Source organism: Azospirillum sp., assembly GCF_050789165.1.
Genome location: NZ_JBOZRT010000054.1, coordinates 40,320 through 59,021, shown reverse-complemented (window position 1 = coordinate 59,021; position 18,702 = coordinate 40,320). Strand labels below are relative to the sequence as shown.

Annotated in this window: 23 protein-coding genes; 17 read left to right on the top strand and 6 right to left on the bottom strand. The window is 71.0% G+C overall.

Annotated features, from left to right (window positions below; translation table 11 throughout):
- Nucleotides 1–20 precede the first annotated feature (20 nt).
- Together ACRWK7_RS13045 and ACRWK7_RS13040 are read right to left on the bottom strand one after the other, a co-directional pair.
- The gene (locus ACRWK7_RS13045; RefSeq protein ID WP_431856666.1) at nt 21–1,706 is read right to left on the bottom strand and encodes a methyl-accepting chemotaxis protein; all 1,686 of its coding nucleotides are present in this window, start codon (nt 1,704–1,706) and stop codon (nt 21–23) included.
- Between the two features lie 303 nt (nt 1,707–2,009).
- Nucleotides 2,010–2,954 carry an AEC family transporter gene (locus ACRWK7_RS13040; RefSeq protein ID WP_431856664.1) on the bottom strand — a complete coding sequence of 315 codons (945 nt, stop codon included), beginning with the start codon at nt 2,952–2,954 and terminating at the stop codon, nt 2,010–2,012.
- 116 nt (nt 2,955–3,070) lie between these two features.
- Here ACRWK7_RS13040 and ACRWK7_RS13035 point away from each other — a divergent pair, with 116 nt between their 5' ends.
- A complete protein-coding gene (locus ACRWK7_RS13035; RefSeq protein ID WP_431856663.1) occupies nt 3,071–3,475 on the top strand; it encodes a tellurite resistance TerB family protein in 405 nt (134 codons plus the stop codon).
- Between the two features lie 3 nt (nt 3,476–3,478).
- Entirely contained in the window at nt 3,479–4,357 is an 879-nt protein-coding gene (locus tag ACRWK7_RS13030) for an NAD(P)-dependent oxidoreductase (RefSeq protein ID WP_431856662.1), read from the top strand.
- Nucleotides 4,358–4,393: 36 nt separating this feature from the next.
- On the opposite strand, the gene ACRWK7_RS13025 is transcribed toward ACRWK7_RS13030, so the two are convergent.
- A complete protein-coding gene (locus ACRWK7_RS13025; RefSeq protein WP_431856661.1) occupies nt 4,394–5,413 on the bottom strand; it encodes an aspartate-semialdehyde dehydrogenase in 1,020 nt (339 codons plus the stop codon).
- Nucleotides 5,414–5,539: 126 nt separating this feature from the next.
- On the opposite strand from ACRWK7_RS13025, the gene ACRWK7_RS13020 reads away from it, so the two are divergent.
- From ACRWK7_RS13020 to ACRWK7_RS12990, 7 genes are all read left to right on the top strand, one after another.
- Nucleotides 5,540–5,803: a hypothetical protein gene (locus tag ACRWK7_RS13020; RefSeq protein WP_431856659.1), complete on the top strand. Its 264-nt coding sequence runs from the start codon at nt 5,540–5,542 to the stop codon at nt 5,801–5,803.
- An 18-nt stretch (nt 5,804–5,821) separates the two neighbouring features.
- A complete protein-coding gene (locus ACRWK7_RS13015) occupies nt 5,822–7,207 on the top strand; it encodes a glycosyltransferase family protein (protein ID WP_431856658.1) in 1,386 nt (461 codons plus the stop codon).
- A gap of 278 nt (nt 7,208–7,485) precedes the next feature.
- Nucleotides 7,486–7,875: a succinate dehydrogenase, cytochrome b556 subunit gene (gene sdhC, locus ACRWK7_RS13010; RefSeq protein ID WP_431856657.1), complete on the top strand. Its 390-nt coding sequence runs from the start codon at nt 7,486–7,488 to the stop codon at nt 7,873–7,875.
- Nucleotides 7,876–7,889: 14 nt separating this feature from the next.
- The gene (sdhD, locus tag ACRWK7_RS13005; RefSeq protein WP_431856656.1) at nt 7,890–8,291 is read left to right on the top strand and encodes a succinate dehydrogenase, hydrophobic membrane anchor protein; all 402 of its coding nucleotides are present in this window, start codon (nt 7,890–7,892) and stop codon (nt 8,289–8,291) included.
- A 6-nt stretch (nt 8,292–8,297) separates the two neighbouring features.
- Nucleotides 8,298–10,085, top strand: coding sequence for a succinate dehydrogenase flavoprotein subunit (sdhA, locus tag ACRWK7_RS13000; RefSeq protein WP_431856655.1), 1,788 nt, complete (start codon nt 8,298–8,300; stop codon nt 10,083–10,085).
- A 31-nt stretch (nt 10,086–10,116) separates the two neighbouring features.
- Nucleotides 10,117–10,893 (top strand): succinate dehydrogenase iron-sulfur subunit, encoded by a 777-nt coding sequence (locus ACRWK7_RS12995; protein ID WP_431856654.1) that lies wholly within the window; start codon nt 10,117–10,119, stop codon nt 10,891–10,893.
- A gap of 210 nt (nt 10,894–11,103) precedes the next feature.
- Nucleotides 11,104–11,745: a trimeric intracellular cation channel family protein gene (locus ACRWK7_RS12990; protein WP_431856653.1), complete on the top strand. Its 642-nt coding sequence runs from the start codon at nt 11,104–11,106 to the stop codon at nt 11,743–11,745.
- Nucleotides 11,746–11,775: 30 nt separating this feature from the next.
- On the opposite strand, the gene ACRWK7_RS12985 is transcribed toward ACRWK7_RS12990, so the two are convergent.
- Nucleotides 11,776–11,964, bottom strand: a complete 189-nt coding sequence (locus tag ACRWK7_RS12985; RefSeq protein ID WP_431856652.1) for a hypothetical protein — start codon at nt 11,962–11,964, stop codon at nt 11,776–11,778.
- Nucleotides 11,965–12,103: 139 nt separating this feature from the next.
- Here ACRWK7_RS12985 and ACRWK7_RS12980 point away from each other — a divergent pair, with 139 nt between their 5' ends.
- The 3 genes from ACRWK7_RS12980 to ACRWK7_RS12970 all read left to right on the top strand — a co-directional run bounded on the left by ACRWK7_RS12980 (nt 12,104) and on the right by ACRWK7_RS12970 (nt 14,360).
- Nucleotides 12,104–12,961, top strand: coding sequence for a branched-chain amino acid aminotransferase (locus ACRWK7_RS12980; RefSeq protein WP_431856651.1), 858 nt, complete (start codon nt 12,104–12,106; stop codon nt 12,959–12,961).
- A 5-nt stretch (nt 12,962–12,966) separates the two neighbouring features.
- Nucleotides 12,967–13,905 carry a DMT family transporter gene (locus ACRWK7_RS12975; RefSeq protein WP_431856731.1) on the top strand — a complete coding sequence of 313 codons (939 nt, stop codon included), beginning with the start codon at nt 12,967–12,969 and terminating at the stop codon, nt 13,903–13,905.
- A gap of 68 nt (nt 13,906–13,973) precedes the next feature.
- Nucleotides 13,974–14,360 (top strand): hypothetical protein, encoded by a 387-nt coding sequence (locus tag ACRWK7_RS12970; protein WP_431856650.1) that lies wholly within the window; start codon nt 13,974–13,976, stop codon nt 14,358–14,360.
- 98 nt (nt 14,361–14,458) lie between these two features.
- Here ACRWK7_RS12970 and ACRWK7_RS12965 read toward each other — a convergent pair whose 3' ends face one another.
- Nucleotides 14,459–14,773: a hypothetical protein gene (locus ACRWK7_RS12965; protein ID WP_431856649.1), complete on the bottom strand. Its 315-nt coding sequence runs from the start codon at nt 14,771–14,773 to the stop codon at nt 14,459–14,461.
- Nucleotides 14,774–14,832: 59 nt separating this feature from the next.
- Nucleotides 14,833–15,465, bottom strand: a complete 633-nt coding sequence (locus tag ACRWK7_RS12960) for a S24 family peptidase (RefSeq protein WP_431856648.1) — start codon at nt 15,463–15,465, stop codon at nt 14,833–14,835.
- Nucleotides 15,466–15,661: 196 nt separating this feature from the next.
- On the opposite strand from ACRWK7_RS12960, the gene ACRWK7_RS12955 reads away from it, so the two are divergent.
- The 5 genes from ACRWK7_RS12955 (at nt 15,662) to ACRWK7_RS12935 (ending at nt 18,698) form a co-directional block, all read left to right on the top strand.
- A complete protein-coding gene (locus ACRWK7_RS12955; RefSeq protein ID WP_431856647.1) occupies nt 15,662–16,030 on the top strand; it encodes a hypothetical protein in 369 nt (122 codons plus the stop codon).
- 68 nt (nt 16,031–16,098) lie between these two features.
- Nucleotides 16,099–16,470, top strand: coding sequence for a hypothetical protein (locus ACRWK7_RS12950; RefSeq protein WP_431856646.1), 372 nt, complete (start codon nt 16,099–16,101; stop codon nt 16,468–16,470).
- 37 nt (nt 16,471–16,507) lie between these two features.
- On the top strand, nt 16,508–16,957 hold the full coding sequence (locus ACRWK7_RS12945) for a hypothetical protein (RefSeq protein WP_431856645.1): 450 nt from the start codon (nt 16,508–16,510) through the stop codon (nt 16,955–16,957).
- Nucleotides 16,958–16,960: 3 nt separating this feature from the next.
- The gene (locus ACRWK7_RS12940) at nt 16,961–18,460 is read left to right on the top strand and encodes a portal protein (protein ID WP_431856644.1); all 1,500 of its coding nucleotides are present in this window, start codon (nt 16,961–16,963) and stop codon (nt 18,458–18,460) included.
- On the top strand, nt 18,453–18,698 hold the full coding sequence (locus ACRWK7_RS12935) for a hypothetical protein (protein ID WP_431856643.1): 246 nt from the start codon (nt 18,453–18,455) through the stop codon (nt 18,696–18,698). The genes ACRWK7_RS12940 and ACRWK7_RS12935 overlap by 8 nt, the downstream gene beginning before the upstream one ends.
- Nucleotides 18,699–18,702: the final 4 nt, after the last annotated feature.

The following is an 18,702-nucleotide window of genomic DNA, read 5'->3' as shown; positions in this document are numbered from 1 at the left end:
AGGGGAGGGCGTAGGTTGCGTCACGCCGCCTTGATGGCGCTCAGGAACCGTTCGACCTCGCCGCGCAGGGTGTCGGCCTGCTTCGTCAGGGCTCCCGCGGCGCCGAGGACCTGGGTGGCGGCGGCGCCGGTCTCGTCAGCGGCCTGGCTGACGCGCGCAATGTTGCCGGTGACCTCCTGGGTGCCGGCCGAGGCCTGCTGGACGCTGCGGCTGATCTCGTGCGTGGCCGCCGCCTGCTCCTCCACCGCGGCGGCGATGGCGGTGCTGATCTCGTTGATCGTCACGATGGTGCCGCTGATCCCCTGGATGGCGTCCACCGCGCCGCCGGTCGCCGTCTGGATCGCCTGCACCTGGGCGGCGATGTCCTCGGTCGCCTTGGCGGTCTGGCTGGCGAGGTTCTTCACCTCCGAGGCCACCACGGCGAAGCCCTTGCCGGCTTCGCCCGCCCGGGCGGCTTCGATCGTGGCGTTCAAGGCCAGCAGGTTGGTCTGGCTGGCGATCGAACTGATCAGCTGCACCACCTCGCCGATGCGCTGCGCCGCCTCGGACAGGCCGCGCACGGTGTCGTTGGTGTGCGCCGCCTGCTCGACCGCCTGCCCGGCGATGGCGGTGGAGCGGGAGACCTGACGGCCGATCTCCTGGATCGAGCTGGTCATCTCCTCGGTGGCGGAGGCGACCGTCTGCATGTTGGCGGAGGTCTGCCCGGCCGCGGCGGAGGCCGCCGTCGCCTCGCCGCTGGCGTGGCGCGCCACCTCGGCCATGCCGCGCGCGGTGCTGTCGAGCTGTCCGGCGGACGCGCCGACGGTCTCCAGCGCGCCGGCCATGGTGCCCTCGAAGTCGCGGACCAGACGGTCGACCGTCTCGGTCCGGCGCAGCTTGGCGCGCTGCTCGGCGGCCTCGGCGGCGGCGAGGCGTTCGGCCTCGATCAGGCCGTCCTTGAACACCTGGACGGCGCGCGCCATGGCGCCGATCTCGTCGCCGCGCTGCGTGCCCTCGACGGCGACGGACAGCTCGTGCCGCGCCAGCCGGTCCATGGTGCCGGTCAGCGTGCGGATCGGGTTCGACACCGCCCGCACCAGGAACAGCCCGGCCGCCAGGCAGATCGCCACCGCCAGGCCGAGCGCCGCGACGATCCAGATCCTGCCGGCGGTGTAGGTCTGCTCGCCGTGGTTGGCGGCGGCGCGGCCCTCCTCGGTGTTGAGGTCGATGAGATCCTTGAGCAGGCCGGCGGCTTTCAGGAACGCCTCGCGTGACTCCCCGCGGAAGACGCGGCCGGCGTTGTCGTTGTCGTTGGCGCGCGACAGCGGTTGCAGCTTGTCCGTGCCGATGGCGCGGTAGGCGTCCCAGGCCGCGGCGAACCGCGTGTAAAGCTCGGTCTCGCGGCCGGGGGACAGCGCCTCGCGCTCGAAGCGGGCGCGGAGCGCGGCCATTTCGTCGAGCAGCGCGGCCATGCGGTCCTCGTAGGTCTGCATCTCCTGCGGCGTGGCGGCGAGGATGTGCGAGGCCTCCTGGATGCGGAACTGCTGCGCCGCCGTGTCGATGGTGCCGACTATGCCGACGCTCGGCAGGTAATCGTCGCGGACCATCGCCGCGTCGTGGTTGAGCACGCTCAGCCGCTCCACCGCGAACAGGCCGAGCCCGACCGTCACCGCCAGCACGCAGGCGAACGCCGCCAGCACCTTGGACCGGATCGACAGGGTGCTCATGCCTCACCTCTTTTGAAAATGTTTCGAGTCGAAACCCTGGCGGCGGTGCTCCGGGGAGGCTGCGCCATGCCCGCGCAGCCGATGTCGTGCGTCATTGTCTCCAGCTCTCCCTGCCCGGGGCCTGCGCGTTCAGAGGCCCAGCTTGACACGGACGGTGCGCGTTGCCGGCAACACAGGCCGCTCGGCCCCGTCTCTTCGGGAGAATACGTCGATATGCGGCGAATGGATTACCACGATCGCCATGATGACAAAGAATTCACGAAACCGGCGATTGCCGCTGTTCGTGTATGGTTAAGTAATGGTTTATCCAGGCGCGTAGGCGGCCAGCACGACGCTCAGCGTCACCACGCTGACCACGGTGGAGACCAGGATCGCCGCCGAGGTGCGCTCGATGTAGATGCGGTATTGCGTCGCCACCACGAAGGTCAGCGCACCCGTCGGCAGCGCCGCCAGGACCATCGCCGACGCGGTCCAGAACGCGTCCATCGGGAACAGCGTGCGGATCAGCAGCCAGCACAGCAGCGGGTGCACCAGCAGCTTCAGCGCCACCACCCAGGCGATCTCGCCGATGGGGGCCCGGATCTCGCGCGTCGCCAGGAACAGGCCGATGGCGACCAGCGCGCAGGGGCCGGCGGCGGCGCCCATCAGCTCGCAGAAGGTGACGATCGGCTGCGGCACCGAGCCCTGCGGCAGCAGCAGCGACCACAGCACGCCCACCGCCGTCGAGACGATCAGCGGGTTCTTCGCCACCGCCTTGCCGACGTCGCGGAGCGCCTTGCCCATGCCCTGGCCGTGGCTGGCGGCGAACTCCAGCCAGATCACCGCGATGCCGACCATGATGGCGCTCATGATCACGGTGGCGAGGATCGCCGGGGCCAGCCGGTCCGCGCCGAAATAGGCGATGAACAGCGGGATGCCCATGTAGCCGGTGTTGGAGAAGCAGGCGGTGAGCCCCTGCATGCACAGGGTCTCCGACTTCTCCTTGTGCAGCACCCGGCCGAGCAGAGCGCCCAGCGCGTAGACCATCAGCATGGAGCCGAGGAAGGCGCCGATGAACGGGCCGTTCAGCAGTTCGGCCAGCGGCCGGCGCGCGGTGCCGAGGAACAGCACCGGCGGCAGCGCCATCCAGTAGACGAACTTGTTCAGCGCCTCCGACGAGGCGGAGCCGAGCAGCTTCGCCTTGCCCGACAGGTAGCCGGCCAGGATGATGGCGAAGACGGGGAGGACGACGTTGACGACGACGGACATGCGCGACGAAGGTAGGGGACGCGGCGGCGCCTGTCGACCTGCGCAAAGCGCCGCCCAGGCTTGACGGCGCGGGGGTGGCGGGCAAGATTGCGCGTACCCGTTTCCCAGGAGCTGTCATGCACGACCATCACCGCGCGCTCATCTATGTCATGGTCCTCGTCTCGGCGTCGGACGCCGACATGACGGACCTTGAGCTGGAGGCCATCGCGGAGAACGTCCGCTACCTGCCGATCTTCAAGGATTTCGAGACCGACCGGCTGTTCGCCGTGGCCGGCGAGTGCACCAAGCTGCTGGACGACCCGAACGGCCTGGACAAGACGCTGGAGCAGATCAAGGCCTGGCTGCCGCCCAAGCTGTGCGAGACCGCCTACGCCGTCGCCTGCGACATCGCCGCCGCCGACGCCACCGCGACCCAGGAGGAGCTGCGCCTGCTGGAGCTGCTGCGCCACAAGCTGGGCGTCGACCGCCTGTGCGCCGCCGCCATCGAGCGCGGGGCGCGCGCCCGGCACATGCGGCTCTGACCCATGACGGACGAACGCCCCGACCTGTCCGGCCGCACGGTCGGGCTCATCGGCCTCGGCCTGATGGGCCGGCCGATGGCGCGCAACCTGGCGCGCGCCGGGGTGCGCGTCGTCGTCCACAACCGCAGCCGCGGCCCGGTGGACGAGCTGGCGGCGGAGGGCATGGTTCCCGCCGCCGACCCGGCCGGCGCGGCGCAGGCCGCCGACACGCTGATCCTGATGCTGACCGACACCCCGGCGGTGGAGGCGGTGACCGACGCGCTGCTGGGTGCGTTGACGGCCGGCCATCTGGTCATCGACATGGGCACGACCGCTGTCGGCGCCACCCGGCGGCTGGCCGAGCGCGTGCGCGCCGCCGGCGCCGAGTGGGTGGACGCGCCGGTCTCCGGCGGCCAGGTGGCGGCCGAGGCGGCGACGCTCACCATCATGGCCGGCGGCACGGAGGCGGCGTTCGCGCGGGCCTTGCCGCTGTTCCAGGCGCTGGGCCGCCGCATCACGCACGTCGGCGACACCGGCGCCGGGCAGATCGCCAAGACCGCCAACCAGGTGATCGTCGGCCTGACCATCGGCGCCGTGGCCGAGGCGCTGGCTCTGGCCAAGGCGGCGGGCGCCGACCCGGCCAAGGTGCGCGAGGCGATCCGCGGCGGCTTCGCGGAATCGCGCATCCTGGAGCTGCACGGTGGGCGGATGGTGTCCGGCGACTTCACGCCGGGCGCGCGGGCGACGACGCAGCTCAAGGACCTGACGCAGGCCGAGGCACTGGCCGAGGACGCCGGCATCGACCTGCCGGCGGTGTCGCTGTGCAAGGAGCTTTACGAGCTGCTGGTCGACAAGGGCGACGACGGCCTGGACCACGCGGCGCTGTACCGGCTGTTCTCGTAGGTCCCTCTCCCGGGGCGGGAGAGGGTTGTTCTCCGCCTACTCCGTCAGATGCTCCGCCACCAGCAGCTCGGCGATCTGCACGGCGTTGAGCGCCGCGCCCTTGCGCAGGTTGTCGGCGACGCACCAGAAGGACAGGCCGTTGTCCACCGTCGGGTCCTCGCGGAGGCGGCTGACGAAGACCGGGTCGTCGCCCGCCACCTCGACCGGCGTGATGTAGCCGCCGGGCTCGTGCCGGTCCATCACCGTCACCCCCGGTGCCTTGCGCAGCGCGCGGCGCGCCTCGTCGGCGGAGATCGGGTCGGCGAACTCCACCGTCACCGCCTCGGAATGGCCGATGAAGACCGGCACGCGCACGCAGGTCGCGACCACGCGGATCTTCGGGTCGAGGATCTTCTTGGTCTCGACCACCATCTTCCACTCTTCCTTGGTGGAGCCGTCGTCCATGAAGACGTCGATCTGCGGGATGACGTTGAAGGCGATCTGCTTGGGGAACACCTTCTCCTCGATCGGGTCGGCGACGTAGATGGCGCGGGTCTGCGCGAACAGCTCGTCCATCGCCTCCTTGCCGGCGCCGGACACCGACTGGTAGGTGGCCACCACCACGCGGGTGATGGTGGCGATGTCGTGCAGCGGCTTCAGCGCCGTCACCAGCTGGATGGTCGAGCAGTTCGGGTTGGCGACGATGCCCTTCTTCCGCCAGCCGCCCAGCGCCTGCGGGTTGACCTCCGGCACCACCAGCGGCACGTCGGGGTCCATGCGCCAATAGGACGTGTTGTCGATCACCACCGCGCCGGCGGCCGCCGCCTTCGGCGCGAACTGCGCCGAGACCTTGGATCCCGGCGAGGACAGCACGATGTCGGTGCCCGCGAAGTCGAACTTGGCGAGGTCGCGCACCTTGAGGATGTCGGTGTCGCCGAACGACACCTCGCGGCCCACCGACTTCTCGGAGGCAAGCGCCACGACCTCGTCGGCGGGGAAGTTGCGGGCGGCGAGCGTGGCCAGCATCTCGCGTCCCACATTGCCGGTGGCGCCGACGACGGCAACTCTGTAGCCCATGGCGGAAGGTCCTGTGATGGAAGTGCAAGAGCGCTTGACCTATGCGCTTTGCGTCGGAATTGCAACGGGCGGCGCGCTGTGCGACGGTGGACTTCGCACCGTTCCATCAGAATCTTGCAGCGACGTATGGCCATTCCGCTCGAGGACATCATCGCCAAGGCGATCAAGGACGCCGACAAGTCCATCTTCAACGAGGACTACACCAAGCAGGCGCGCGCGGTGATGGCCGCGCTGAAGAAGGCCGGTTACGAGGTGGCGCCCGTCAAGCCGCCCCCCGGGCTGGTGGAGTGGGCCAAGGACAACATCCCCTTCGGCCGCCTGCGCCCGACCGAGCTGATCGTCCAGATGTACTCGATGATGGTCGAGAACGTCCGCCGCTTCGACAAATAGCCGGGAGGGGATTTCGTCATGTCCGACTTCTCCGGCGGCGACCCGGGCGAGCAGGGCCGTGCGGCGGCCGAGGCCTGCCTGGAGGCGGCGACGCACCTGCTCGCCACCGGGCGGGTGGGGGAGGCGCAGGCGTTCCTTACCCAGGCGGCGCAGTTGCACCTGCCGGCGCTGGCCGCGCTCGCCGAGACGGAGGGGGCGCCGCTGCGCGCCATGGCCGCGCGCACGCTGGTGATGCACAGCCCGCGCGGGCCGGAGATCGCCCGGCCCTGCGCCATCCTCGGTCCGGCCGGCCCCACGCTGGACCCGGACACCGAGGCGCTGGTGCGCGGCCTCTTCGACCACCACCAGCGCCGCTTCGAAGCCGGCGCCGCGCCGCCGCTGGCCGGCCTGTACGACAGCGCCGCGCCCGAGGGGTTCGGCCGCGGCCGGCGCGCGCTGGCGGTGATGGCCGAGCGCATCCACGGCAACCCGGAGTTCATCGAGAGCGACGTCTTCCACCACGTCGCCCGCAGCGCCGCGGCGTACGGGCTGGACGTGCGGACCTTTGCCGCCGACCGGCTGGTTTTCGACACGCCGAACCGTGCCGCCTGGACCGACGCCGAGATCGCCCAGGCCTGGGCCGACCTGCAGCGCACGGTGGCGGAGTTCGACCCGGAGATCGTCCTCATCCAGAGCGACTGGCCGACCGAGCGGACGCTCGACCTCGCCTGGGCGCGCCGGTTGCGGGAGAACGGCTGCCGCGTCGTGGTCGTGCTGAGCGACGTGTACGACACCGAGCCCGACGTGTTCGGCTTCTGGGCGCCGGAAGCGGACGCGCTGGTCCACTTCAACAGCGAAACCACGCAGCCCCTGCGCTCCGGGTACGTGGAGAAGGCGTTTCCCGCGCACGGCTTGCCGATGGACGCGGCGCTGTTCGCCGGTCCGGAGGAGGAGAAGGAGTTCGACGTCGCCGTCATCGGCGGCAACACCCGCAGCCGGCGCGAGATGCTGGTGCTGCTGCAGGCCTACGGCGTCGAGGTGGCGGCCTGCCTGCACCACCGCCTGACCCGCAACGCGCCGACCCTGGAGCAGTACGGCCTGCTGACCCGCAAGGGCAAGCTGACGCTCAACACCGGCCGGGTCGAGAAGGCGCGCGCGCTCAGCATCGTCACCGGGCGCTGCTTCGAGGCGGTGCTGGCCCGCACCGTGCTTTTGGAGGAGGCGGGCAGCCGGCTGCCGGATTTCCTGCTGCCGTTCGTGCACTACGTGCCCTTCGCCAACACCGACCAGCTGGTGGGCTTCGCCCGCTTCCTGCTGAAGAACGACGACTATCGGCGACGCATCGCCGACCAGGCGTTCGACTGGCACCGCCGCCATTTCGGGGCGGACCGCTTCTGGCGGGCGCTGCTGGGGCGGCTGTTCTGAGCGGTCGCAGCGGCTCCTGCCCTTGGCGCAACGTCCTATGACCGCTCGTCGTTGTGCGCTGCAACGCTGGTAGTACCATCGACATTTCGACCAGCGTTTCCAGCGCTTTGCGCGCATAGGCGCAAAAACGTCATGGTCAAGCCCCCGTCGTTGACTCAGGCAGTCCGGAGGGGTAATTCAATGCGCCAATCAATACGCCACCGTTCTTTTCCGTCTCCGCTTCACCCGCCGCGCGGCGCTTTCTTCCAGCGCCCGGCAGCCGATCAGAGGACGACCCAATGGCAAACGGCAGCAGTCGGCCGCTTTCACCGCACCTTCAAGTCTATCGCTTCCAGTGGACCATGGCGCTGTCGATCACGCACCGCATCACGGGCGTGGGGCTGTTCCTGGGCACGCTGCTTCTCACCTGGTGGCTGGTCGCCGCCGCCGCCGGACCGGAGGCCTTCGCGAAGGCGCAGAAGTTCATCGGCTCGGGCATGGGGCTGCTGCTGCTGTTCGGCTGGACCTGGGCGCTGTTCTACCATCTGGCCAACGGCATCCGTCACCTGGTGTGGGACGCCGGCTACGCGCTCGACCTGAAGAACGCCGAACTGGGCGCCTACATCGTCGCCGGCGCCTCGCTCGGCCTGACGATCCTGGCCTGGATCGTCGGTCTGGCGGTGTGGTGAGGAGATAAGAAAAAATGACGACGCACTCGGCCAAGAACCTCCGCTCGCCGCTGTCCGAAGCCCGCGGCCTCGGCTCCTCCAAGTACGGCACCGAGCACTGGTGGCACCAGCGCCTCACCGCCATCGCGCTCGTCCCGCTGACGATCTGGTTCGTCATCGCGGTGATCTCCCACCTGGGCGCCGACTACGCGCAGTTCACCGCCTGGCTGAAGGGCTCGCCGCTGTCGGCGATCCTGCTGGTCCTGACCGCGGGGGTCACCTTCCACCACGCCCAGGGCGGCATGCAGGTGGTCATCGAGGACTACGTCCACGTCGAGTGGCAGAAGCTCGCGGCCATCATCGCCGTGAAGTTCCTCTGCTACGCGCTGGCCGCGGCCTGCATCTTCGCCGTCCTCAAGATTTCGTTCGGAGCCTGACGCGCCATGGCGAACGCCTATCAGATCATCGACCACACCTATGACGTCGTCGTCGTCGGTGCCGGCGGCGCGGGCCTGCGCGCCACCTTCGGCATGGCCGAGAAGGGCCTGAAGACGGCCTGCGTCACCAAGGTCTTCCCCACCCGCTCGCACACCGTGGCGGCGCAGGGCGGCATCTCCGCCGCGCTGGGCAACATGGGCGAGGACGACTGGCGCTACCACATGTACGACACCGTGAAGGGGTCGGACTGGCTGGGCGACCAGGACGCCATCGAGTACATGTGCCGCGAGGCCATCCCGGCGATCATCGAGCTCGAGCACTACGGCATGCCGTTTTCGCGCACGGCCGAGGGCAAGATCTACCAGCGCGCCTTCGGCGGCATGACCGCGCAGTACGGCAAGACGCAGGCCTACCGCACCTGCGCCGCCGCCGACCGCACCGGCCACGCCATGCTGCACACCCTGTACCAGCAGGCGCTGAAGCACGAGGCCGAGTTCTTCGTCGAGTACTTCGCGCTCGATCTGATCATGGATCAGGACGGCGCCTGCCGCGGCGTCATCGCCTGGAACCTGGACGACGGCACCATCCACCGCTTCAACGCGCAGCTGGTGGTGCTGGCGACCGGCGGCTACGGCCGCGCCTACTTCTCGTGCACCTCGGCGCACACCTGCACCGGCGACGGCGGCGGCATGGTGATGCGCGCCGGCCTGCCGATGCAGGACCTGGAGTTCGTGCAGTTCCACCCGACCGGCATCTACGGCTCCGGCTGCCTCATCACCGAGGGCGTGCGCGGCGAGGGCGGCTACGTCACCAACTCCAACGGCGAGCGCTTCATGGAGCGCTACGCGCCGTCGGCCAAGGACCTGGCGTCCCGCGACGTGGTGTCCCGCTCGATGACCATCGAGATCCGCGAGGGCCGCGGCGTGGGTGAGCACAAGGACCACATCCACCTGCACCTCGAGCACCTGCCGCCGGAGATCATCCACCAGCGCCTGCCCGGCATCGCCGAGACGGCCAAGATCTTCGCCAACGTCGACGTCACCAAGGAGCCGATCCCGGTGCTGCCGACGGTGCACTACAACATGGGCGGCATCCCGACCAACGTTCACTGCGAGGTGGTCCGCCCGACCGCCGACAACCCCGACGCCACCGTGCCCGGCCTGATGGCCATCGGCGAGGCGGCGTGCGTGTCGGTGCACGGCGCCAACCGCCTGGGCTCCAACTCGCTGCTCGACCTCGTGGTGTTCGGCCGTTCCGCCGCCAACCGCGCCGCGCAGATCGTCGAGAAGGGCAAGGTGCGCGACCTGCCGGCCAACTCGGCCGACTTCGCCCTGGACCGCCTGGACCGCACGCGCAACGCCAAGGGCGAGGTCCGCGTCGCCGACCTGCGTCTGGAGATGCAGCGCGTGATGCAGAACAACTGCGCCGTCTTCCGCACCGGCGAGGTGCTGGAGGAGGGCAGCAAGCTCATCGACCAGACCTTCGCCAAGAAGGGCGGCATCGGCATCTCCGACCGCTCGATGGTGTGGAACTCGGACCTCGTCGAGGCGCTGGAGCTGGACAACCTGCTGTTCCAGGCGGTCGGCACCATGCACTCGGCCCGCAACCGCACTGAGAGCCGCGGCGCCCACGCCCGCGAGGACTATCCGGAGCGCGACGACACCAACTGGATGAAGCACACCACGGTGGCTGTGACGGAGAAGGGCGAGGTGGAGCTGGGCGACCGGCCGGTGCACCTCTACACGCTCACCAACGACGTCCAGGTGTTCCCGCCGAAGGCGCGCGTCTACTAAGGCCCCGGCTCAGAAGGCAAGGAAGACAGACATGGTTGAATTCAACCTTCCCGCCAATTCGAAGGTCGGCGTTGGCAAGACGATCAACGCGGCCAACGGTGCGAAGCGGGTCAAGACGTTCAAGATCTATCGCTGGAACCCGGACGACGGGCAGAACCCGCGGGTCGACACCTACGTGGTCGACCTCGACAAGTTCGGCCCGATGATCCTGGACGCGATCATCTACATCAAGAACACCCTCGATTCGACGCTGACCTTCCGGCGCTCGTGCCGCGAGGGCATCTGCGGCTCGTGCGCGATGAACATCGACGGCACGAACACGCTGGCCTGCCTGAAGGCGATCGAGGAGGTCAAGGGCGACGTCAAGATCTACCCGCTGCCGCACATGCCGGTGGTGAAGGATCTCGTCCCCGACCTGAAGCACATCTACGCCCAGCTGGCGTCGGTGAAGCCGTGGCTGCAGACCCAGTCCCCGGCCCCGAGCCGCGAGCGCCTGCAGTCGCCGGAGGACCGCGCCAAGCTGGACGGCCTCTACGAGTGCATCCTGTGCTTCTGCTGCTCGACCTCGTGCCCCAGCTACTGGTGGAACGGCGACCGCTACCTCGGCCCGTCGATCCTGCTCCAGGCCTACCGCTGGATCGCCGACTCGCGCGACGAGATGACCGGCGAGCGTCTGGACGCGCTGGAGGATCCGTTCCGCCTGTACCGCTGCCACACCATCATGAACTGCACCAAGGCGTGCCCGAAGGGTCTCAACCCCGCCAAGGCCATCGCCGAGATCAAGAAGCTGATGGTGGTGCGGCGCTGAGCGGCGTAGCAGTCCTGCACTACGGGAATGGGGGCCGTAAGGCCCCCGTTTTCGTTTTGGGGTATTGTTTTTTTCCGACGTCTCCGTCCGGTCCCCCTCCTAACCTCCCCCCACTTCGCGGGGGGAGGAACAGGCCCTCCCCCGCGCAGTGGGGGAGGGTTGGGTGGGGGCCCGGTGCGGCCACGCCATCAATATCTTTGTTCGTTCCCCATGCCCGCACTTCCCACGCTCCCCGTCGAACCCTCGGTCCTCCTCTTGTGGATGGACCTCGTCGGCATCTTTATCTTCGGGCTGACCGGCGGCACGCTGGCGGTGCGGCACAAGCTCGACATCTTCGGCGTGCTGGTGCTGGCCATGGCCTGCGCGCTGGCCGGCGGCGTGGTGCGCGACCTGATGATCGGCGCGGTGCCGCCGGCCACCTTCCGCGACGAGCGCTACCTGTGGTCGGCGCTGCTGTCGGGCGTGGCGGCGTTCTTCGGCCACCGCTGGATCGAGCGGGTGAGCCGGCCGGTCATGGTGCTGGACGCCGCCGGTCTCGCGATCTTCGCGGTGGCGGGCTGCCAGAAGGCGCTGGCCTACGGGCTGGCGCCGCTGCCGGCGGCGCTGCTGGCGGTGGTCACCGCCATCGGCGGCGGCATCCTGCGCGACGTGCTGGTCAGCGAGGTGCCCCGCGTGCTGCGCGAGGAGATCTACGCCGTCGCGGCGCTGCTGGCGGCGGTCGTCGTCATCGTCGGCACGCGGCTCGGCCTGCCGGAGCTGCCGGTGGCGGTGGCCGGCGCGCTCGCCGCCTTCGTGCTGCGCCTGGTCAGCGTCTGGCGGAACTGGAGCGCGCCGCGGGCACCCTGGTCTTGACCTTTGGGGTCCTGACCTTTGGGGTCCTGATCAACGCTCGGTCGGCACCGACGGCTGGATGTCGCTGCCGGGCGTCGGCGCGTCGCTGAGGCCGGGGCCGGGCGTGGCGAGGTCCGGGTTGTCGGTGGCCGGCCGGCTGCCGGGCGACGGTGCGTCGGTGTTCTTCGGCGGAGCGGGGCGCAGCGGGCGCGGCGACGGGGTCATCGACATCCAACCCATTGGGAAACTCCTCGGACGTTCGGGACGAGACCACTCAACAAGGCAGATGGGCTTTTGGTCGTCGTTGACCGAGTGCGCTGAGGGGGTATCCTCTGTCGACAGGGGTTCGTCACCAAACGTCAAACAATGGGAGGAAGCCATGGCCGGGCACGGCACCGGAGGAGCAGGCGCGCTCACCTACGTCAGGGGCGCCTGGCTGGAGGGCAATCCCGGCCTGATCGGGCCGATGAGCCACGCCATGTGGCTGGCCTCGCTGGTGTTCGACGGCGCCCGCGCCTTCGAGGGGGTGGCCCCGGACCTCGGCCTGCACTGCGCCCGCGCGGTGCGCTCGGCGCAGGCCATGGGGCTGAAGCCGATGCTGACCGCCGGCGAGATCGAGGAGCTGTGCTGGGACGGCATCCGCCGCTTCCCGCGCGAGGCGGCGCTCTACATCCGGCCGATGTTCTGGGCCGAGGACGGTTTCGTCGCGCCCGACCCCGACAGCACGCAGTTCGCGCTGACCATCAACGAGTCGCCGATGCCGTCGGCCGGCGGCTTCACCGCCTGCCTGTCCACCCGCCGCCGCCCGGCGCCGGACATGGCGCCGACCGAGGCCAAGGCCGCCTGCCTGTACCCCAACGCCGGGCTGGCGCTGAAGGAGGCGCAGGAGCGCGGCTTCGACAACGCCGTCATGCGCGACCCCGTCGGCAACGTCGCCGAGTTCGCCACCGCCAACCTGTTCATCACCAAGGACGGCGCGGTGCACACGCCGGTGCCGAACGGCACCTTCCTGAACGGCATCACCCGGCAGCGCGTCATCGGCCTGCTGCGCGGCGCCGGCGTGACGGTGCACGAGCGCACCCTGACCGTTGCCGAGCTGATGGCGGCCGACGAGGTGTTCTCCACCGGCAACTACGCCAAGGTGGTGCCGGTCACCCGCATCGAGGACCGCGACCTGCAGCCCGGCCCGCTCGCCGCCCGCGCCCGCGCCTTGTATTGGGAGTTCGCGCACTCGTGACCCCCATGGTGAGTTCCGAACGCCGGACGCACCTGGACGCCACGGCGGTCGGGTGCATGGTCCTGCTGTGCGCCCTGTGGGGCCTGCAGCAGGTCGCGATCAAGGTCGCCAACGCGGGCGTGTCGCCGATCCTGCAGGGGGGGCTGCGCTCGGCGGGGGCGGTGCTGCTGCTGTGGGGGTGGTCGGCGCTGCGCGGACAGCGGCTGTTCGCCCGCGACGGCGCGCTGCTGCCGGGCGTCGTGGCGGGGCTGCTGTTCGCGGCGGAGTTCCTGCTGATCTACGTCGGGCTGGCCTACACCAGCGCGTCGCGCGGCGTGCTGATCCTCTACACCGCGCCGTTCTGGACCGCCATCGGCCTGCACCTGACGGTGCCGGGCGAGCGGCTGGTCCGCGTCCAGGGTGTCGGGCTGGCCTGCGCCTTCGTCGGCGTCGCGGTGGCCTTCACCGACGCGCTGCGGCTGCCGACGTGGCGGGAGCTGACCGGCGACCTGATGCTCCTGCTCGCCGGCATCCTGTGGGCGGCGACCACGGTGACCATCCGCGCCACCGCGCTGATCCGCGTGCCGGCGGCCAAGACGCTGTTCTACCAGCTCGGCATCTCGGCCCTGGTGCTGCCGCTGGCGTCGCTGGCGGTGGGGGAGCCGGGGATCGTGAATCTGACGCCGGTGGTGGCGGGCAGCCTGCTGTTCCAGACGGTCGTGGTGGCGTTCGCCAGCTACCTGACGTGGTTCTGGCTGATCACCCGTTACCCGGCGTCGCGGCTGTCGGCCTTTTCCTTCCTGACGCCGCTGTTCGGCGTGCTGGCCGGGGGCGTGCTGCTGTCCGAGCCGATCACCCCGGCGCTGGTCGCGGCGCTGGCGCTGGTCGCCGTCGGCATCAACCTGGTGAACCGCAGGACGCCGCCGCTGCGGGTGCCGGAGCCGGCCGGGGCGGGGACGGACTGAACCCAGGCCGGGCTGGCGGCGGGGGGCGTTTTGAGGCACCCTGTGGTGGTATCTCCGAGGGGTGGGCCATGCAGTTCCGTGAACGCCGCCGCGTGATCCAGGTGATCCGCACCACCTACGACCCGGCGCTGAAGCGCGGCCGCTCGACGCTGCTCGGCACGCTGGACAAGGCCGCCCCCGCCATCGGCGAGGAGCTGCGCGCCGCCTGCACGGCCGACGAGCTGGAGGAGGTGAAGCGCTTCCTGGACGGCCGGCGCGCGGTCGGCGCGGATGCCCTGCCCGAGCAGATGCGCAAGGCGGCGGCCTACTTCCGCAGCCACCACGACGCCGCCGCGCTGGCCTTCGCCGCGGAGATCCGCGGCGCCTGGGACGAGTTGAAGGAGGCGATGCGCGACGCGGGGTTCTCCAAGGAGAAGCTGCGCAAGGCGGCGAAGGCGGCGAAGGAGATGGCGTAGGGGCGTTTCGGCGGCGTCTCCTCGCTGGGGCCCCTCCCAACCTCCCCCCACTGCGCGGGGGGAGGAGTCGATCCCCTCCCCCGCGGAGTGGGGGAGGGTCAGGGTGGGGGCCCGACGCGAGTGCGTAAGCCGGTCGCCGTATGCCGATGATGCGCCAGCGTCGCGCACAGCCGCGCCAGCCACGCATCCCCGCTGACCTCGGCAGCCGCCAAAGCCGCCCGCCGCCGCGCCGCGCCCAGCCGCGCGTCCGCCGCCAATCTCTGGTGGAATGCCCACGCCACCTCGCGGCTCAGCGCCTCCGCCCGCGCCCTCCCGCCGAGCGCCGCCACGCGCGCCACCGTGTCCGGCAGCGGCCCGTCGTAGCGGCGGTGGAGGTCGTCGATCCGGTCGGAAAAGGGCAAAGAACGCGCCATGCGGGCCACTGTGGGCCCGCCGGCACATCTGCGTCAAGGAAATTTATCCTAGGAGAATTTTACTGGCTCGCCCACACGATGCGGGCCATCCAGGCCACCTCGTTGCGCGCGAGCGAACGGTCGGGGTGGGCGCGGTTGATGGACATCAGCTCGATCTTGTTGGCGCTCTCGCGCACCAGCTGCTTGGCCATCACCTCGCCGCCCTTGGTGCGCACCACCACGCGGTCGCCGCGGCGGATCTGCGCGGCGGGGGAGACGATCACGGTGTCGCCGTCGCGGTACACCGGTTCCATGCTCTCGCCCGACACCTCCAGCGCGTAGGCGTGCGGGTCGCCCAGGCTGGGGAACAGCAGCTCGTCCCAGCCGGCGCCCACCGGGTAGCCGGCGTCGTCGAAATAGCCGGCGTTGCCCGCCTGCGCGTAGCCGATCACCGGCACCCGCTGCACCGTGCCCGGCCCCGAGGTCTCGCCGATCAGGCTGACGAACTCGCCCAGCGAGGCGCTGGTCGCCTCCAGCACCTTGGCGATGCTCTCGGTGGACGGCCAGCGCAGCTTGCCGTCGCCGGTGGTCCGCTTGCTCTTGTTGAACGTGGTCGGATCGAGGCCCGCGCGCCGCGCCAAGCCCGAAGCGGACAGCCCGTTCTGAGCCGCCAGCCGGTCGATCGCCCGCCAGATGTCCGAATGTTTCAGCATGGGACCATAGTCTCACAAACCGATCTTTCCGTCCCTAGGATCATATTCATAAATTCCTTGACAGAGGAATATAAACCGAACATAAGGGGAACGCCTGTTCCACTCCGCCGCGAGTGGCCGGGTGGGGTGCCCGGTTCCGGCGAATCGGCCTCCGCATCGGCAATCCCACGGTCCGCATTCCCAAGAGGTGTCCTTGATGGCCCGCGCGCGCATTTTCGTTCCCCGCACGACCGACTCGCCCGGCGGCGTCCCCTTCGGCAGCGCCGAGGAGGCGTGGTTCTGGTCGGTCCAGGCGCAGGAGGCGCGGGCCGACGGCGCGCGCTGCACCGCCGGGCTGGGGCTGGTGCCGCGCCCGTGCGAGCCGTTCGACGTGATGCGCGCGGTCGACCGGCTGTACCGCCAGCGCCGGCTGGTGCGCGACCACCTGCACGTGCTGGTGCACTACGGCCGCCGCCTGATGCCGCCCGACCCCGACCGCTTCCGCGAGCAGCGCGCCAGCGTGCTGTGGCGTGAGGCTTTCGACCACATCGGCCCGCTGCTGCGCGACAAGGGCATCGTGCAATGAGGGCCACGCTCGGCCCCCGCCACCGCGAAAGCGGGGGAGGGATGGGGAGGGGGCAAGGGCCGCTGCCCGTGCCATCGCTCACCGCCTGGGTCGTGTTCTGCGGGCAGGCGGAGCTGTGGTGGCTGCGCCTGCTGCGGCCGGGGTTCCGCCATTGCTTCGTGGCGCTGCACGACGGCCGGCACTGGGTGGTGATCGACCCGCTGGCGCCCTTCACCGACGTGGCGGTGCTGGACCTGCCGCCGGCCTACGACCTGCCGGGCTGGTTCCGCGCCCTCGGCATGACCGTGGTGCGGGCGCGCCTGCGCCGGGGGCTCGCCCGGCCGGCGCCGTGGGGGCCCTTCACCTGCGTGGAGGCGGTCAAGCGCGTCCTCGGCCTGCACGCCCCCTTCGTCCTGACCCCGTGGCAGCTCCACCGCCGGCTGACCCGGCCGGGCGGCTGACGCCCCTTCCCCTACGCCCCACCGGGAGATCCCCCGCATGGCCAAGATCTTCTCCGCCCCCCGGCCGCCGGCGCCGCAGCCGGCGCCTCAGCCGGTGTACGTTCCGCCGCCGCAGCCGGTGTACGTTCCGCCGCCGACCCCCGTACCGGCACCCCCGCCGGCTCCGGCCCCGGTGCCGGACCCTCCGCCGCCCGCGCCGCCGCCGGCCCCCGCGCCCCAGCCGCAGCCGGAGCCGCCCTGGTGGGTGACCAACCCGCCGCCTCCGCCGCCGCCGCCGGCCCCGGTGGTCGATCCGCCCGCGGCGACGCCGGCGCCCGCTCCCACGCCGCCCCCGGCCCAGCCGGACCCGGCGGCGGTGGAGAAGGCGGCGGAGGCGGCGATTCAGCGCCGGCCGCGCAGCCGCACCGGCACGGTAGCCACCTCGTGGCGCGGCGTGCTGAACCCGGACGCCGTGGTGCCCGGCCGCAAGCGCCTGCTGGGGGAGTGAGCGATGGCGCGATCCCCCGACCCCAAGGCCGATGCCCCGTCCGCGCTGATCGAGCGTTTCCGCGCCGCCAAGGCGCGCCGCTCGGTCTGGGAGGCGCATTGGCAGGACTGCTACGACTACGCGCTGCCCAACGGCCGGCCGTTCAACCACGCCGGCACGCCCGGAGAGCGGCGCGTCGACCGGCTGTTCGACGGCACTGCGCCCGACGCGGTGGAGCAACTGGCCGCCAGCCTGCTGTCGCAGCTGACGCCGCCGTGGTCGAGCTGGTTCGGTTTCCTTCCCGGCCCCGACCTGTCGGATGCCGAGCGCGACCGCGTCGCCCCGATGCTCGACCGCGCCGCCGGCATCGTGCAGTCGCACTTCGACCGCTCCAACTTCGCGGTTGAGGCGCACCAAGCGTTCCTCGACCTCGTCACCGTCGGCACCGCCAGCCTGCTGATGGAGGAGGCGGCGCCCGGGGAGGCGTCCTCGCTGCGCTTCACCGCCGTGCCGATGGCCGAGGCGGTGCTGGAGGAAGGGCCGCACGGCCGCCTCGACGCCACGTGGCGCGGCAGTGCGCTGACGCTGGCGGAGATCGGGCGCCGCTTCCCCGGCGCTGCCCTTCCGCCCGGCGTGCGACGGCGCGGCGAGGACGACCCGGACGCCCGCTTCGACGTGGTCGAGGCGGTGCTGCCGGACGGCATCGCCTACCGCTGGACCGTCGTTCTGGATGGCGGCAGCGAGGAGGCGGCGACCCTGGCCGACGGCCGCTTCGCGCAGTCGCCGTTCGTCAACTTCCGCTGGTTGAAGGCACCGGGCGAGGTCTACGGCCGCTCGCCGGTGATGAAGGCGCTGCCGGACATCAAGACGGCCAACAAGGTGGTCGAGCTGGTGCTGAAGAACGCCTCCATCGCCGTCACCGGCATCTGGCAGGCGGACGACGACGGCGTGCTCAACCCCGCCGCCATCCGGCTGGTGCCCGGCACCATCATCCCGAAGGCGGTCGGCTCGGCCGGGCTGACGCCGCTCGCCAACCCGGGGCGGTTCGACGTGTCGCAGCTGGTGCTCGACGACCTGCGCGCGCGCATCCGCCACGCACTGCTGGCCGACCGGCTGGCGCCGCTCAACGACGCCCGCATGACCGCCACCGAGGTGCTGGAACGCTCGGCCGAGGTTGGCCGGCTGCTCGGCGCCACCTACGGGCGTTTGCAGGCGGAGCTGCTGACGCCGCTGCTGCTGCGCGCCGTGTCGATCCTGCGCCGCCGCGGCGAGATTCCCGACTTCACCGTGGACGGGCGGCTGGTCGAGCTGCAGTACCGTTCGCCGCTCGCCCAGGCACAGGGCCTGCGCGACGTGCAGGCGACGCTGCGCTGGCTCGACACCGCGCAGCGCCTCGGCGGCGGTGCGCTGGAGACGGTGGACGCCGCCGCCACCGCGCGCTGGCTGGGCGAGGCGTTCGGCGTTCCCGCCAAGCTGATCCGCGCGCAGCCCGTCCCCACGCCCGAGGAGGCGCCGCATGGCTGAGTGGCCCTGGCCCCCCGAACCCGCCGCCCTCGATGCGGACGACCCGGCGCCGAGCTTCGCGCGCTGCTTCGCCGGGCCGGACGGCGCGCGGGTGCTGGGCGTGCTGCGCGCCATGACGGTCGAGCGGGCGCTCGGCCCCGACGCCTCGGACGCGGCGCTGCGCCACCTGGAAGGCCAGCGCGCGCTGGTCGCCACCATCCTCGCGCTGGCCGCCCGCGGCCGCGGCGAGGCCCCCTGACACG